The following is a 14292-nucleotide window of genomic DNA, read 5'->3' on the forward strand; positions in this document are numbered from 1 at the left end:
AGCCGCATAACGAGGTTGGCGGCCGCCTGCCTAAGCCCCCAGCGCAGCCTCGCGGCCCATCGCCTCGGCCAGCACCTTGTGGCGCTTCTCGACGGCTTCGCCATAGAGGCCGCCGTCGCGCGGTTCGAGCATCAGCCACAGATTCTTGCGGTCGATCGCCAGCCGCGAGCGTTTGAGCGGGGCGGCAACGCCGCCGCTCAGCCGCTGGCCGAGCCGGATCGCCAAACCCCATTGCGCCGCGTGCGCGAGATCGCCGGCATCGGCGAGCTGGCCGAACACCGTGGGTGCCTCGCCCCCGCCCAAGGCAGTGTGGAGCGCCTGCGCCAGCACCGCCCGGCCCGCCGAATCGATCCCGACCCAATTGCCGTGAAGCGCGATCTCGGCACCGCGTTCGGCGCGGAAATCGGGGTTTGCCTGCCAGCCCACGTCCGCGAGCAGGCAGGCGGCGTGGCGCAGGCGCGCTGCTTCGGGCGATTCGCCCTCGAACAAGGGCGCGATCCAGGCGTCGAGCAGGTCGCCATGCTCGGGGAAGCGCCCGAGCCTTTGCCCCTCATCGCGCGCGGCCGCGATCAGCGGATCCTCGCGGCGCTGCGCCGCCGAGAGCCGCGCGAACAGCAGGCCCTCGCGCAGGCCATAGGCGGATACCATCGTCCCGTCCGAGCCGAGATGCTTGAGCACCGCGCTCAACAGCGCCGCGCCGTCCTCCAATGTCGGCAGACGCGCGCTCGACATGTTGGGAATGCCGCGCAGCTCTCCCTTGGAGATTTCGCCCACCACCCGGCGCAGTTCGGCCACGCGCGCGGCCGAGAGCGGATATTGGTGGATCACCGGGAGCGGATAGGCGGTCAGGTGCATGTCGAGCCGGGCGAGCGAGCGCCACGAACCGCCGACGAGGTAGAAGGGCAGCCCCCTGCCCCGCCCCTTCCAGCCGGCCTCCTCGATCAGCTTCGCCACGCGCTTGTCGAGCATCCCCTTGCCCTGCGCGCGGATCGCGCCGAGGCGGAGCACGCCGAGCGGGAAGGAGACGCGGTCGGTAACGGTGCCCGCGACCACGCGGACCAGCTCCAGCGAGCCGCCGCCGAGATCGCCGACGATCCCGTCGGCATCGGGAATGCCCGAAAGCACGCCGAGGCCCGAGGCCATCGCCTCCTCCTCGCCCGTCAGCAGCTCGACCTTGAGCCCGAGCGCGCGGGCCGCGGCGAGGATTTCGTCGCCGTTCGACGCCTCGCGCACCGCCGCGGTGGCGACGACGCGGAGCTCGCTGACCTGCATCTCGCGCGCCAGCAGCGCGAAGCGGGCCAATGCGGCGCGGGCGGCGGCCAGCGCGGCGGCATCGATCGCCCCCGTCTCGCCGAGCGAGCGGCCGAGGCCCGCCATCACCTTTTCGTTGAACAGGATCGCCGGCAGCCGCGCCGCACCCTGATAGACGACGAGGCGGATCGAGTTGGAGCCGATATCGATGATCGCCACCCGGTCGGCGACGGTTTCCGCGCCGGGGCGGGGCTTGCGGAGGAGCAAGGTGGTCATTTCTTCTTCTTGCCCGAACGCTTCAGCTTGAGCTTCGGCACCGAATGGCTCTTCTCGAGCGCGGCGCCGCGGCCCGAGAGCGAGGGGTTGGTCATGAAATAGCGGTGGAGGTTGAACGGCGTCTCGCCGGGCTCGATGCGGACATAATGGCCGTCGGGCTTCAGCTCCCAGCTCTGCTCATTGTCGATCAGGTTCGCGACCATCACCTGGTCGAGGATCTGGTCGTGGACGGTCTTGTTGCGGATCGGCAGCAGATATTCGACGCGCCGGTCGAAATTGCGCGGCATCCAGTCGGCCGAGGAGATGAAGACCTTGGCCCCGTCATTGGGCAGTTCGTGCCCGTTGCCGAACGCCCAGATGCGGCTGTGCTCGAGGAAACGGCCGACGATCGACTTGACTCGGATCCGCTCGGACAGGCCCGGCACGCCCGGGCGCAGGCAGCAGACGCCGCGGATGATCAGGTCGATCTCGACCCCGGCATTGCTCGCCTCGTAGAGCTTCTCGATCACCGCGGGATCGACCACCGAGTTCATCTTGGCCCAGATCACCCCGGGCTTGCCCTCGCGGGCATTGGCGATCTCGCCGTCGATCAGCTCCATCAGCTTGGGCCGCAGATTCTTGGGCGAGATGTCGAGCAGTTCGAGCCCGTGCGGCTCGACATAGCCGGTAACGTAATTGAAGATCTGCGCGGCATCGCGGCCCACGCGCGGATCGGCGGTGAAGAAGCTCAGATCGGTGTAGATGCGCGCGGTGATCGGGTGATAATTGCCGGTGCCGAGGTGGCAATAGGTGCGGAAGCCCCCGCCTTCGCGCCGGACGACCATCGAGATCTTGGCGTGGGTCTTCCAGTCGATAAAGCCGTAGACGACCTGGACCCCGGCACGCTCCAATGCGGTCGCCCAGTAGAGATTCTGCTCCTCGTCGAACCGCGCCTTGAGCTCGACCACCGCGGTGACCGATTTGCCCGCCTCGGCGGCCTGGATCAGCGCGTTGATGACGGCGCTCTGCTTGCCCGCGCGATACAGTGTCTGCTTGATCGCGACGACATCGGGGTCCTCGGCCGCCTGGCGGAGAAAGGCGAGCACCACGTCGAAGCTCTCATAGGGGTGGTGGACGACGATGTCCTTTGCTCGGATCGCGGCAAAGCAATCGCCGCCATATTCCCGGATTCGCTCGGGAAACCGCGGCTCATAGGGCTGGAATTTGAGATCGGGCCGGTCGGCGTCGACCAACGCCGCGAGATCGCCCACGCCGAGGAAGCCGCCGGTCTCGGTCAGGATCGCCTCGCTGCCGCCCAGCTCCTCCAGCAACACCGATTCGAGTTCGGGGGCGATCCCTTCCTCCATCTCCAGCCGGATCACGCGGCCGCGCTTGCGCCGCTTGATCGCGCTGCGGAAGGTCATGACCAGGTCTTCGGCCTCTTCCTCGATCTCGATGTCGCTGTCACGCAGCACGCGGAAGGCGGCGGCGCCCTGGACGTCGTAACCGGGGAAGAGCAGGTGCGAGAAGCGCTTGATCAGCGTCTCGGCGGTCACATAGCGCGCCGATTTGCCCGGCAGGCGGACGAAACGCGGGATGGTGGGGGGCAGCAGCACCAGCTCGCGGATCGGCTCATGGTCGCTGCGGCGGACGAGATCGAAGATCACGCTCGATCCCTGGTTCGGGATGAACGGGAAGGGATGCGCGGGATCGAGCGCCTGCGGGGTGAGGATGGGGAAGATCTGGTCGCGGAAATGCGATTCGAGCCATTCGAAGGTCTTGCCCTCGATCTCCTCGGCATCGAGGACGTCGATGCCCGCGATGACCAGCTCATCGAGAATCTCGGTCCACACCGCCTGCTGGTTGTCGACCAGCTCGGCGGCCTCCTCGATGATCGCGGCGAGCTGTTGCTCCGGGGTCAGCCCGTCGGCCGAGCGCGCCTCGACGCGCTGGAGCTGCTGGCCCAGCAGGCCCGCCACGCGCACCATGAAGAATTCGTCGAAATTGCTGCCCGAGATCGACAGGAAGCGCAGCCGTTCGAGCAAGGGGTGCGCGCGGTTCTGCGCCTCTTCCATCACCCGGCGGTTGAACGCCAGCCAGCTCAGCTCGCGGTTGAAATAGCGCGGCTCGGGCACGGCGGTCGGCACGTCGTCGTTCGCGACTGGCGTCGAAGCCATGCTCATTCGTCCTCTTGCCCGGATTCGACCAGCAGGCCGCGTGCCCTGAGTGTGCCTCGTGCGGCCGGAATCGACAAGCGCGGGCTGCGCCGTTCGAGCGCATCGATTTCCAGCGCATCGGCAACGCGCACCAGCGCGAGATGGCTCCGCTCGACCCGTTTGGCGAGCCAGGCGATCAGATCGGGCCTGGCGATCAGCAGCCGCCGCTCGAAATAGCGGGCGAGCAGCAGGGCGACGAGCGCGTCATCGGGCGGGCCGATGGTGAGCACCGGCGTGGCGGCGAGACGCGAGCGCAGATCGGGCAGCTTCACGCTCCACAGGGCCTCGGTCACGATCAGCAGCGGCTTGTGCTCGGCCTGGGCACGGTTCCAGGCATGGAAGATGTCCGCTTCGGGCACGCGCTCGGCATCGTCGATCATCGTGCCTTCGGATTTGGCGGCGAAGATCCGCGCGAGCAGGCTGCGGCCCGATTTGCGCGGACCCATGAGCAGCCCGGCCATCACCGGCCAGGTCGCCCAGCGTTCGAGCATCTGCACCGCCCTGGCGTTCGAATCGCTGACGATGAACTCGGTCTCGCTCGTCTCGGGCACCGCGAGCGGCAGTGCGAGCTGGGTCATCCCTAGTTCGAATCGCCGCCGGCGCCCGGCTTTCTGATCCGGAGCACGCCGGGCCCTTCCTGGACCTGATAGCCGCGCGCCTCGAGCGCCGAGCGCAGGCCGGAGATCGAGCCGTCATAGGTGACGCGCATCACCGAGATGCCGCCGAGCGCGAGGCTGGTGGTGTTGGCCGATCGCACGCCGGGCACGCCGCGCACCGCCGATTCGCCCGCGGTCAGCGCGCCGGCGCTGGGCGTGTCGATCTGGACGGTGAAGGTCGCCGAGGCGGTATCGGACGGACCGGGTGTCGGCGTCGGGGTGGCGCTGTCGTCCTCGTCCTTGGCGTCTTCTTCGGTCTTGGCCTCGGGCGGGCGATAGGCGAGCATCATGTCGGTCTTGAGCCGCCCGCCCGCCATCGCGTCCTGATAGGCCCTGTCGATCCGCGCGATGCCCTGGTCGAGCATGGCGGGCAGGCCGTCGGCGCTGCTCACCTTGAGCGCGAACTGGGTGACCAGCATCTTGTCCGGCCCATGGCTGGCCGCGAAGATCGCGGTGACGGGGCCGCCCGGATAATCCTGCTTGAGGCGGACCTCGGCGATCAGCACGTCGGCCGCGCCATATTGGTCGAGGATCGTGCGCCACCAGCCGCGCCCGCGCCGCCCGATCTGGCCGCCGTCGAGCAGCAGCGCGTCCGAGCCGTTGCCGCGCGGCTTCACATAATCGATCGTGCTGTTGCCGTCGCGGTAGCGCAGCCAGGCGTCGCGCCACGCGGTGTTGCGCTCATAGACATGCGCGGTGCCGCCCGACCATTGGACCGGGACCAGCAGCATCGGCGGCGAGCGCACCACCGCGCCCGATACCCCGAGGATCGATGCCGCCTTGCCGCGATCGAACAGCACGCCGAGCCGGGCGATATAGCGCGTCGGGCCGATCTGCTCCTGCTCGACGACGATGCCCGTGACCATCGCGTCGAGCGCCGAATCGGACATGGAGGAGGTATGGCCGGTCATCCGGCGCGACAGCATCTCCCAGCCCTTGCGCTGCGCGAGCCGCCAGCCGCCCTGCCGCGCCGCGTCGGCGCTGTTGCCGCGGACATCGACCTCGACCCCGCCCACCTCGAAGCTGCCGGTGGCGCTGTCGATCGAGGGTTCGTTGCGAGGCTTGGCGCCACCCTTGCCCGTCTGCGCCGCGACCATGCCGCCGGCGCCCGCGAGCAGCAGGAGGGCGGCGGTACCGTGGAAAAGGGAGGAGCGGCTGGGCATTCGGCGCCCTTTTGGCGAAGCGGGCCGGGAAATCCAAGTGCGTTCTATGTCCCTCTCCCCTTGTGGGAGAGGGAGGGAGCCGACGAAGTCGGCGGAAGGGTGAGGGGGAGTCGGGCGAGGTCGCGCGACTCCCCCTCACCCTTCCCCCTCGCTTCGCGAGCGGGCCCCTTCCCTCTCCCACAAGGGGAGAGGGAGTTCCAACCGGCGAAACTTCGCTCTATGCGGCCCCCATGACCGACCCTGAAAGCTACACCTACGCCCAGGCAGGCGTCTCGATCGAAGCCGGTAATGCGCTGGTCCGCGCGATCGGGCCGCTTGCCCGCTCCACAAGGCGCCCGGGCGCGAATGCCGATCTGGGCGGGTTCGGGGGAGTCTTCGATCTCAAGGCGACGGGGTACAAGGACCCGCTGCTCGTCGCGGCGAATGACGGGGTCGGCACCAAGCTCAAGCTCGCGATCGAAAGCGGGCGGCACGAGGGCGTGGGGATCGATCTGGTCGCGATGTGCGCCAACGATCTGATCGTCCAAGGCGCCGAGCCGCTCTTCTTCCTCGATTATTATGCCAGCGGGAAGCTGATCCCCGAGGTCGCGGAATCGGTGATCGCGAGCATCGCCGAGGGCTGCCGCCAAGCGGGCTGCGCGCTGATCGGCGGCGAGACCGCCGAGATGCCGGGCATGTATGCCGAGGGCGACTACGATCTCGCCGGCTTCTGCGTCGGCGCGGTGGAGCGCGAGAATCTGCTCGACGGCAGCGCGATCCAACCCGGCGACGCGATTCTCGGGCTCGCTTCGACCGGAATCCACTCGAACGGCTTCAGCCTTGTCCGCCGCCTCGCCGCCGACAAGGGCTGGAAGCTCGACCGCCCTGCCCTGTTCGACCAGGAGGTGATCCTGATCGACGCGCTGATGGCGCCCACCCGCATCTATGTGAAGAGCCTGCTCCCGCTGGTCCAGTCGGGAGCGATCCATGGCCTTGCGCATATCACCGGCGGGGGACTGCTGGAGAATATCCCGCGCGTCCTCCCCGCCAATTGCCATGCGGCCGTCGATGCGGACGCCTGGGCCCTGCCCCGGCTGATGGCGTTCCTGCAAGCGCAGGGCAATATCGAGCCCGAAGAGATGGCGCGGACCTTCAATTGCGGGATCGGGATGGTCGCGGCCGTGGCTAATGAAAAAGTGACCATGGTCACCGATTCGCTGCAAGCTGCTGGCGAAACGGTATTTTCGATCGGGACTGTGGTCGAAGGAACGCGTGGCTGCACGGTGACGGGCAGAGACGAGACGTGGAGCGCCCGAGCGGCCTGGAGCGCGACGCATCATGCCTAACACTGATCGTGCTCCGGCGAAGGCCGGAGCCTTGGAGGCCCGAAACCCATTGCCCGTGGCCAGCGCTCCGGCCTTCGCCGGAGCACAGTTGTGATGCGGCGCAAGGTCGGCATCCTCATCTCGGGCCGCGGGTCGAACATGATGTCGCTGGTGGAAGCCTCTCGCCAGCCCGACTCACCTTACGACGTCGCGCTCGTCGCCAGCGACAAGCCCGACGCGCCGGGCCTGGCCTGGGCCCGCGAAAACGGCGTCCCCACCTTCGCGCATTCGCCCAAGGGCATTCCGAAACCCGAATATGAAGCTGCGATCGACGCCGCGCTGCGCGAGGCCGGCGTCGAGACGATCGCCCTGGCGGGCTATATGCGCCTGCTCTCCGACGATTTCGTCGCGCGCTGGCGGGGGCGGATCCTCAATATCCACCCCTCGCTGCTGCCCAAATACAAGGGCCTCGACACGCATGCCCGCGCGCTGGCGATGGGTGACAGCCATGCCGGCTGTTCGGTGCATATCGTCACCGAGGAGCTCGATGGCGGCGAGGTGCTGGGGCAAGCCGAGGTGCGGATCGAGGCGCGCGACGATGCGGAAAGCCTTGCGGCGCGCGTTCTGGAGGCCGAACATCTTCTCTATCCGAGAGTGCTGGGAGAATTCCTGTGCCGCTGAGCCCCGACCGCGAGGCCATCCTCACGCGCGTCCGCGAGATCGCCCTCGCCCTTCCCGAGACCGAGGAACGGCCGAGCCACGCGCAGCCCACCTTCTTCGCCGCGGGCAAGATGTTCGCCCAGTTCCGCCACGATCATCATGGCGACGACCGCACCGTGGTGATCGTCAAGACCGCCGAGCCCGAGGAAGCCTCGTCGCTGATCGAAAATCTGCCCGAGCTTTACAGCCGCCCCGCCTATTTCCGCTCCGGCTGGGTCTCGATCAACCTCGAGCCCGCCGATACCGACTGGGATCATGTAGGCGACCGCATCGCGCGCAGCTGGGAACTCGTCGTGCCGCCGCGGCTGCTCGAAGCCGGTGGCCGTTAGGCCGTCAAATTCTTGCTTTGGATCAATTCACACCTTTGTCAGTTATCTTGCGATGGACAAGCGAGTCGGCTTCAAGCCCGAGGACCAGCCCGGCGTCGCGAGCGCCGAGGGCGGGATCGTGCTGCTCGACGGTCCCAACGGTGTCGCGGTCGCGTTCACGCCCGATGCCGCCGCGATCACCGGCTATAGCCTGATCGCCGCCGCCGAAGAGGCGCGCGCCTACCAGCCCGACGCCTAGGGTCCGTACTCAATACCGGAGGGGTCGTGACGGTTCGGATTTTGTCGTCTGGCGAGGAGTTAGGAGGGAGCGATGCTTAGGCATCGTGACCGACGAAGCGACGAAGTCCAGGCGGCAAAAGACGGGCCGCCGCTACGCGGTCGCCCGGAGAGGCCCGCTGGCTGCGTCGCCGCTGCTTGCGCGTAGCTTCAGCTACGCGACTGCGCACCGCTCCTTGCCAGCGGGCCTCTCCGGGCGATCACGATCCCCTCCGGTATTGAGTACGGACCCTAACCCCTTGCACCCGCGGCCCCGGCACCGCCATAGCTGCGCGCGATGATCAAGGTCGCCAGCTATAACATGCGCAAGTCGATCGGCACCGACCGTCGCCGGCGGCCCGAGCGCACGCTGCAGGTGCTGTGCGAGATCGGCGCGGATATCGTGGCGTTGCAGGAGGCGGACCGGCGCTTCGGCGGGAAATCGGCGGTGCTCACCGGCCATCTGCTCGCCGAGCACAGCCCGTGGAAGGCGGTGCCGTTCGGCGTGCGCGCGGCATCGATGGGGTGGCACGGCAATGCGCTGCTGATCCCGCACGAAGCCGCGGTGGTCGATTGCGAAGTGATCCACCTCCCCGCATTGGAGCCGCGCGGGGCGGTGATGGCCGATATCCGGGTGCGCGGCGAGGTGATCCGCGTGATCGGCATGCATCTCGATCTGTCGGGCCTCTGGCGCCGGCGCCAGGCGCATGCGATCATTGCGCATGTCGCCGCCAGCACCATCCAGCGCCCCACCGTGTTGATGGGCGACCTCAACGACTGGACCAACGGGTCCGGGTGCCTCCGCGATTTCGCGCATCACTATGGTTTCGCCGATACCGGCCGCAGCTTCCATGCCCGCCGTCCGGTCGCGCGGCTCGACCGGATCATGGCCTCGCGCGACCTGAAATTCACCGGCGCCGGCGTGCATGACAGCGCCGCCTCGCGCACCGCATCGGACCATCTGCCCGTCTGGGCGACGCTGGAGCGCCGCTGATGGCGGGGCATGAGCGCGAGCTTCGCCTGGCGCTCGTCTGCTATGGGGGCATCAGCCTCGCCGTCTATATGCACGGCATCACCAAGGAGATCTGGCGCCTCGCCCGCGCCAGCCAGGCCGCGCGCGAGGGCGAGGCGTATGCGGGCGGCAGCCAGGGCGTCTATCAGGCGCTGCTCGACGAGATTTTCGAGACGAGCGGCATCAAGCTGCGCGTGCTGGTCGATATCGTCGCGGGCGCGAGCGCGGGCGGGATCAATGCGGTGTTCCTGGCCCAGGCGATCGCGACCGGCCAGTCGCTCGATCCGCTGACCGATTTGTGGATGGAGCATGCCGATGTCGAGGCCTTGCTCGCCCCCAGCCAGCGGCCCTCGCACAAATTCGCAAAGATCTGGGCGACCCCGATCGCCTGGATGATCGCCAATCGCAGCAAGACCGTGACCGAGACGGTCGAGGCCGGCGCGCAGGACGAGGTGCGGCTCAAGCTGGAGAAGTTTGTCCGCTCGCGCTGGTTCGAGCCGCCCTTCGGGGGCAAGCAGCTGCTCGGCACCATCATGGACGCGTTCGAGGCGATGGCGAAGGGGCCGCAGGGGCCGCGCCTGCTCCCGCCCGGCCAGCCGCTCGACCTGTTCGTGACCGTCACCGATTTCCGCGGCCATCCCGAGCGGCTGCGGCTCAATTCGCCGCCCGCGGTGCTCGAGACCGAGCACCGCCTCGTCTTCGCGTTCGGGGATCATGGCCAGCCCGGGCCGATCGCCGACAGCTGCGAACTGGCCTTTGCGGCGCGGGCGACGTCGAGCTTTCCCGGCGCCTTTCCCCCGATGACCGTCGCCGAGATCGACGCGGTGCTGGAGGAGCGGAAAGCGAGCTGGGCCGGCCGCGACGCCTTTCTCGAACGCTCCCTGCCCCAGCAATGGGCGGACAACCGCGCCGAAAAGGCGGTGCTGATCGACGGATCGGTACTTGCCAACGCGCCCTTCCGCCCCGCGATCGAAGCGTTGCGCGAGCGCCCGGCGCGGCGGCAGGTCGACCGGCGCTTCGTCTTCGTCGATCCTTTCCCCAATGCCCGGCTCGCGCTCTATGGCGAGCATCAGGATGAGGCGCCGGGCTTCTTCAAGACGATCATCGGTGCGCTCTCCGAGCTCCCCCGCGAACAGCCGATCCGCGACAATCTGGAAGAGATCGCCGCGCGATCGGACCGGATCGAGCGGATGCTTGGGATACTCACCGAGATCCGCGCCGAGGTGGAGACCCAGGTCGAGGCGCTGTTCGGCTATACTTTGTTCCTCGATTATCCCACCTCGAAGCGCCTCGCCGCGTGGCGCCGCCGCGCCCAGATCGCCGCGGCGGCCAAGGCGGGATACGGCCATACCGCCTATGGCCTGCTCAAGGTCGACGGCGCGATCAACCGCACCGCCCAGCTGATCTACACGATCGGCGACAGCCATGGCCCCGAGCGGCTGCGCGAGATCCGCAGCGCGGTGGCGATGGCGGTGCGCGGGCGCGAGCTCGACCGGTTCGGGGCGACGCTCTCGAACGGCGCGAGCCCGGCGACGCTCGAATTCCTGCGCGCGCACGATCTGGGCTTCCGCATCCGCCGGCTGCGCCTGCTCGCGCGGCGACTGACCGAGATCGACACCGCCGCGACGCATGCCGAGCTGCTGCCGATGCGCGAGGCAATCTACGAATCGCTCGCCACCTATCTCGAATGCAAGCGCTCCGACCCGTTCGCGGACCTGCGCGAGATGGCGCGGGGACTGAACGGCGATGCCGGGCCGCTGCTCGATGCGATCGCCGAGCGGATGGGCCTCAAGGCGCTTGATGGCGAGACCGACGATCGCCTCTCCCAGGGGTTCAGCGCGCTGTCGAAGGAGCTGCGCCGCCCGCTCCTGCTCGCGCATCTCGGCTTCCCCTTCTTCGATATCGCGACGCTGCCGCTGCTCCAGGGCGACGGGCTCGACGAGTTCGACCCGATCCGCGTCGACCGCATCGCCCCGGACGACGCCTGCTCGATCCGCCAGGGCGGCGCCGAGACCTCGCTCAAGGGCATCCAGTTCAACAGCTTCGGCGCCTTTTTCAGCCGCGCCTATCGCGAGAATGACTATCTCTGGGGCCGCCTCCACGGAGCGGACCGGCTGGTCGACATCATCCTCTCGACCGTTCCCCCCGATCAGCGCCTGCCGAACGAGCGGATCGCCGAGATCAAGCGCAACGCCTTCCACGCGATCCTCGACGAGGAGGAACCGCGGCTGAGGACGATCCCCGGCCTGTTCAAGGAACTCCGCGTCGAGATCGGCTAGGGTCCGCCTGTCATCCAATCGAGCCGATTGACGCGCTCCTCGTGTTGTGACAGTGTATTAATACACCAATACAATAGGAGGGTGGAATGAGCCTTGTTCTGGCTATGCTGGCGGTGACCGCGACCTGCGTTCCGTCCGATGCGCCGAAGCTCACCAAGCTGGAGGTCGCCACGGGCTTTTTCGCGGCGTTCAACGGCGGCGATCAGGCGGGAATGGGCAGCTTCATCAAGCCCGGCGCGCTGATGATTAGGGGGCCGGGCGAATCGATGGAACTCGCCAGCCTGCTCAGCAACGTGCCCCCCGATGCGCGGATCGAGGTGACCGACATGAAGCTGGACGATGCCGGCAATGTCGTCGTCCACAGCCGCGACGATCAGGGGCATGAGACGATGGGCATGATCAAGCTCGAAGGCGGCTGCATCTCCGAAATATCGCACCAGGGCTAAGGCTCGCCACCCTGCCCGAATCCTTTATGGTGCCGCCACCTTGCCGGGCGGACCATGGAGGCTGTGGCGATGCGATTATTGCTGCTCGCGCTGGTCTCGACCGTGACGGCGACGGCCGCCCAGGCGCAGGAGCTGCGACCGCTTTGCGCCGACCGGCCGGGTCTCGGCACGCCGAGCTGCACCGTCGATCCCGGCCATGTGGTGGCCGAGCTGGGCCTCGCCGACTGGACCCATGACGCGGACGGTATCGAACGAAGCGACGACTGGATCGCGGGCGATCTGCTGGTCCGTATCGGGGTGACGCCCCGGCTCGAGGTTCAGGCCGGCTGGACCGGCTATGGCGCCACGCGCTCGCGGCCCGTGAGCGGCGGCGCCGCTAGCCGCGAATCGGGCACCGGCGACATCACGCTCGCGCTGCGCCGCAACCTCTCCAATCCCGACGGATCGGGCTTCTCGGCGGCGCTCATGCCGTTCGCCACCCTTCCCGCGGGCGGCCATGCCATCGGCGCGGGCGATTGGGGCGCGGGGCTGGTGGCGCCGCTCAGCTATTCGATCGGCCGGTTCAGCGTCGCGCTGACCCCGGAAATCGATGCGGCGGTCGATGCGGACCGGCGCGGACGCCACCTTGCGTTCGGCAGCGTGGCCGGGTTCGGCATCGCGCTCGGCGGCACCGTGAACAGCGCTTTCGAGATCCAGGCGATGCGCGACGAAGATCCGGGCGGGCACGCCACCCAGATCCTGGCGAGCGCCTCGCTTGCCTGGCAACCCCGGGGCGACCTTCAGCTCGACGCGGGCGCGGTCGCCGGCCTCAACGCAGCGAGCCCCGATGTCGAACTCTATATCGGCATCTCGCGCCGCTTCTGACGCCTCAGCCGAGCGATTTGCGCAGCGTCACCACCGGGATGCCCCGCGCGTCGATCTCGTAACCGCAGACATGGAAGCCATGCCGCAGATTGAGCATCAGCATCGCGTTGTTCGCGGCGCGGGTGCGGGTCTCGACACGGGCATAGCCCTGGGCGGCGGCCGCTTCATGCTGGCGCACCATCAGCGCCGAAGCGACCCCCTGCCCCCGCGCCCGCGGATGCACCCCGCCGAGCCAGGAGTAGAGCAAGGTGGCGCCCCGCCGATAGCCGAGCTTGAAGCCGACCCATCCGGCCTCGTCCTCGGCGATCCAGAGCATCGGATCGGCCATGTGGGGGAGGCGGGAGAGGAGATAGGCGTCGTCGATATGCTCGAAGACGGCGCGGTAGAGCGTGAGGAGGGGCTCGGCGGCGGCTTCGATGGGGTCGGGCCAGCGGCGGCTGGTTATGGTCCCCGTCATTCGCGCCATCCCCGGATCACTCTCTCCAGCCCGGCAACGACGCGGGCAAGCCGCTGGTAATCGATCTTGTCGGGCGTGTCCTTGGTGCTGTGATACCAGGGATAGCGGAACGGGGCGGTGTCGGTGATCATCAGCGCGGGCACGCCGGCCTGTTCGAACGCCCAATGATCCGACCAGTCGATGCCCTGGATGAAACCCGGCGCGGAGCCGCCCACGCTCGGGAAGCGCGCCGTCTCGCGGAATGCCTTTACCGTGCGCCGCACCAGCGCGCGTGAGGAAACGGTGCCGACGAATGCGACGAAATTGCCGGTATCGGGATAGAGGATCGACAGCGGGAACGGGTAACGCTGGCTGCCGGGCGCGTCGCGATAATAGCCGATCGTCTCCAGCGAGAACATCGCGGCTACCTTCTCGCCCGATTGCACGAGGCGCCGGGCGTAGACGAGGCTGCCCATCCGATCGGTCTGGAAGAAGGGCGGCTCCTCATTCGCGAACAGCACCAGCCGGATCCGGACCGCCGCCTTGCCGCGCAAATCCGCGAGCATCCGCGCGAGTTCGACCACGGCCGCGGTACCGCTGCCATTGTCGTTCGCGCCGGGCGCGGTGAAGGCGCTGTCGTAATGCGCGCCGATCACCAGCGTCGGCGCGGCTGGGCTGGCGGGTTCGATCGTCACTTCGAGATTGCGGGCATGGCCGGCGTCGAACGGCTGGCGGGTGACGGTGTAGCCCATGCCGGCGAGCTGTTTCTGGAGGTAGAGCGCCGCGTTTTCAAGTGCTTGCGGGTGGCCGAGATTGTGCGGGGTCGAGGCAATCGCCATCACATGCCCGCGCAGGCGCTCGGCGAGCTGGGATTGCGCAGGCGTCAGCGGCGGTAGCGGGCCGGCGTAGGTATGGCCGGGAACCGCGGTCATCCAGAGCAAGACGATTACGGGCGAGGCGAACAGAGCAAGGACGATGCCGAGCCCGAGGATCTTGATCCGCCGCTCGCGCAGCCACTCGATGAATGCCGATCCCAAGCCGCCTCCCTCCCCGCGATCAGCGGCCTCAGATATAGCAGAATTCGCCGATTTCGCGTTACTCCCGCC

At 68.1% G+C, this 14292-nt stretch carries 14 protein-coding genes; 8 read left to right on the forward strand and 6 right to left on the reverse strand.

Annotation, left to right across the window (positions count from 1 at the left end):
• Positions 1-30: 30 nt before the first annotated feature.
• Genes OF829_RS18225 through OF829_RS18240 form a run of 4 tightly spaced genes read right to left on the reverse strand, consistent with a single transcriptional unit; the run spans position 31 to position 5541 of the window.
• On the reverse strand, positions 31-1527 hold the full coding sequence (locus OF829_RS18225; protein ID WP_264941594.1) for a Ppx/GppA family phosphatase: 1497 nt from the start codon (positions 1525-1527) through the stop codon (positions 31-33).
• Positions 1524-3683, reverse strand: coding sequence for an RNA degradosome polyphosphate kinase (locus OF829_RS18230; RefSeq protein WP_264941595.1), 2160 nt, complete (start codon positions 3681-3683; stop codon positions 1524-1526). The genes OF829_RS18225 and OF829_RS18230 overlap by 4 nt, the downstream gene beginning before the upstream one ends.
• Positions 3684-3685: 2 nt before the next feature.
• Positions 3686-4300 (reverse strand): P-loop NTPase family protein, encoded by a 615-nt coding sequence (locus OF829_RS18235; RefSeq protein ID WP_264941596.1) that lies wholly within the window; start codon positions 4298-4300, stop codon positions 3686-3688.
• Between the two features lie 2 nt (positions 4301-4302).
• Positions 4303-5541 carry a heavy-metal-associated domain-containing protein gene (locus tag OF829_RS18240; RefSeq protein WP_264941597.1) on the reverse strand — a complete coding sequence of 413 codons (1239 nt, stop codon included), beginning with the start codon at positions 5539-5541 and terminating at the stop codon, positions 4303-4305.
• A gap of 230 nt (positions 5542-5771) precedes the next feature.
• Here OF829_RS18240 and purM point away from each other — a divergent pair, with 230 nt between their 5' ends.
• From purM to OF829_RS18280, 8 genes are all read left to right on the forward strand, one after another.
• The gene (purM, locus tag OF829_RS18245; RefSeq protein WP_264941598.1) at positions 5772-6866 is read left to right on the forward strand and encodes a phosphoribosylformylglycinamidine cyclo-ligase; all 1095 of its coding nucleotides are present in this window, start codon (positions 5772-5774) and stop codon (positions 6864-6866) included.
• A 93-nt stretch (positions 6867-6959) separates the two neighbouring features.
• Entirely contained in the window at positions 6960-7526 is a 567-nt protein-coding gene (gene purN / locus OF829_RS18250; protein ID WP_264941600.1) for a phosphoribosylglycinamide formyltransferase, read from the forward strand.
• The gene (locus OF829_RS18255) at positions 7517-7894 is read left to right on the forward strand and encodes an MmcQ/YjbR family DNA-binding protein (RefSeq protein WP_264941602.1); all 378 of its coding nucleotides are present in this window, start codon (positions 7517-7519) and stop codon (positions 7892-7894) included. The genes purN and OF829_RS18255 overlap by 10 nt, the downstream gene beginning before the upstream one ends.
• A gap of 52 nt (positions 7895-7946) precedes the next feature.
• On the forward strand, positions 7947-8132 hold the full coding sequence (locus OF829_RS18260; RefSeq protein WP_264941603.1) for a hypothetical protein: 186 nt from the start codon (positions 7947-7949) through the stop codon (positions 8130-8132).
• Positions 8133-8447: 315 nt separating this feature from the next.
• Entirely contained in the window at positions 8448-9143 is a 696-nt protein-coding gene (locus tag OF829_RS18265; protein WP_264941604.1) for an endonuclease/exonuclease/phosphatase family protein, read from the forward strand.
• The gene (locus OF829_RS18270; RefSeq protein WP_264941605.1) at positions 9143-11440 is read left to right on the forward strand and encodes a patatin-like protein; all 2298 of its coding nucleotides are present in this window, start codon (positions 9143-9145) and stop codon (positions 11438-11440) included. Before OF829_RS18265 ends, OF829_RS18270 begins: the two co-directional genes overlap by 1 nt.
• Before the next feature lie 86 nt (positions 11441-11526).
• Positions 11527-11886 carry a hypothetical protein gene (locus tag OF829_RS18275; protein WP_264941606.1) on the forward strand — a complete coding sequence of 120 codons (360 nt, stop codon included), beginning with the start codon at positions 11527-11529 and terminating at the stop codon, positions 11884-11886.
• Positions 11887-11955: 69 nt separating this feature from the next.
• Positions 11956-12750 carry a transporter gene (locus tag OF829_RS18280; protein ID WP_264941607.1) on the forward strand — a complete coding sequence of 265 codons (795 nt, stop codon included), beginning with the start codon at positions 11956-11958 and terminating at the stop codon, positions 12748-12750.
• Between the two features lie 4 nt (positions 12751-12754).
• Here OF829_RS18280 and OF829_RS18285 read toward each other — a convergent pair whose 3' ends face one another.
• On the reverse strand, positions 12755-13207 hold the full coding sequence (locus OF829_RS18285) for a GNAT family N-acetyltransferase (RefSeq protein WP_264941608.1): 453 nt from the start codon (positions 13205-13207) through the stop codon (positions 12755-12757).
• Complete coding sequence (locus OF829_RS18290; RefSeq protein ID WP_264941609.1) at positions 13204-14223, reverse strand: M28 family peptidase; 1020 nt, start codon at positions 14221-14223, stop codon at positions 13204-13206. The genes OF829_RS18285 and OF829_RS18290 overlap by 4 nt, the downstream gene beginning before the upstream one ends.
• Between the last annotated feature and the right edge of the window lie 69 nt (positions 14224-14292).

Origin of the sequence: Sphingomonas caeni, from assembly GCF_026013415.1 — a bacterium.
GTDB classification, from domain to species: domain Bacteria; phylum Pseudomonadota; class Alphaproteobacteria; order Sphingomonadales; family Sphingomonadaceae; genus Sphingomonas; species Sphingomonas caeni.

What these genes read in the sequence shown, in the direction of transcription:
- OF829_RS18225 (WP_264941594.1), bottom strand. Translation starts at nt 1,527, where the DNA reads ATGACCACCTTGCTCCTCCGCAAGCCCCGCCCCGGCGCGGAAACCGTC.
- OF829_RS18230 (WP_264941595.1), bottom strand. Translation starts at nt 3,683, where the DNA reads ATGGCTTCGACGCCAGTCGCGAACGACGACGTGCCGACCGCCGTGCCC.
- OF829_RS18235 (WP_264941596.1), bottom strand. Translation starts at nt 4,300, where the DNA reads ATGACCCAGCTCGCACTGCCGCTCGCGGTGCCCGAGACGAGCGAGACC.
- OF829_RS18240 (WP_264941597.1), bottom strand. Translation starts at nt 5,541, where the DNA reads ATGCCCAGCCGCTCCTCCCTTTTCCACGGTACCGCCGCCCTCCTGCTG.
- purM (WP_264941598.1), top strand. Translation starts at nt 5,772, where the DNA reads ATGACCGACCCTGAAAGCTACACCTACGCCCAGGCAGGCGTCTCGATC.
- purN (WP_264941600.1), top strand. Translation starts at nt 6,960, where the DNA reads ATGCGGCGCAAGGTCGGCATCCTCATCTCGGGCCGCGGGTCGAACATG.
- OF829_RS18260 (WP_264941603.1), top strand. Translation starts at nt 7,947, where the DNA reads ATGGACAAGCGAGTCGGCTTCAAGCCCGAGGACCAGCCCGGCGTCGCG.
- OF829_RS18265 (WP_264941604.1), top strand. Translation starts at nt 8,448, where the DNA reads ATGATCAAGGTCGCCAGCTATAACATGCGCAAGTCGATCGGCACCGAC.
- OF829_RS18270 (WP_264941605.1), top strand. Translation starts at nt 9,143, where the DNA reads ATGGCGGGGCATGAGCGCGAGCTTCGCCTGGCGCTCGTCTGCTATGGG.
- OF829_RS18275 (WP_264941606.1), top strand. Translation starts at nt 11,527, where the DNA reads ATGAGCCTTGTTCTGGCTATGCTGGCGGTGACCGCGACCTGCGTTCCG.
- OF829_RS18280 (WP_264941607.1), top strand. Translation starts at nt 11,956, where the DNA reads ATGCGATTATTGCTGCTCGCGCTGGTCTCGACCGTGACGGCGACGGCC.
- OF829_RS18285 (WP_264941608.1), bottom strand. Translation starts at nt 13,207, where the DNA reads ATGACGGGGACCATAACCAGCCGCCGCTGGCCCGACCCCATCGAAGCC.